We start from the raw sequence: 286 nt of genomic DNA, 5'->3' as shown, positions 1-286 counted from the left end.
CGCCGTACCTCTCCACCGAGGTGGGTACTTACAAGATGTTCTGGCGTCTGGCTGACTATCTGGATGTACTAACCGTTCTGAAAGGGCATTCGTTCGTGTATTTCACTTCGAACAAGTCTTCCATTTTAGAACTGTGCGACTGGATGGACCGAAACCCATTTGTCGGCAGCCCATTCAAGGAATGCAGGAAAGTGGAGTTTAGTGCAAGCGTAAACTATCAAGCTAAATATACAGACATGATGCTGTACACAAAGCCGGATGAGGTGTCAGGTATAGCAGCCTAACA

1 protein-coding gene is annotated in these 286 nt (G+C 47.2%); it reads left to right on the top strand.

Annotated features, from left to right (window positions below; all coding sequences use genetic code 11):
• A partial coding sequence (locus PZE06_RS29280; protein ID WP_275792587.1) for a hypothetical protein occupies positions 1-284 on the top strand: 284 nt, incomplete at its 5' end.
• Positions 285-286: the final 2 nt, after the last annotated feature.

Origin of the sequence: Robertmurraya sp. DFI.2.37 (assembly GCF_029211245.1) — a bacterium.
GTDB classification, from domain to species: Bacteria; Bacillota; Bacilli; order Bacillales; family Cytobacillaceae; genus Robertmurraya; species Robertmurraya methanolica_A.
Note: the sequence above shows the minus strand (reverse complement) of the source record. Positions and strands in the feature narration are given on the sequence as shown.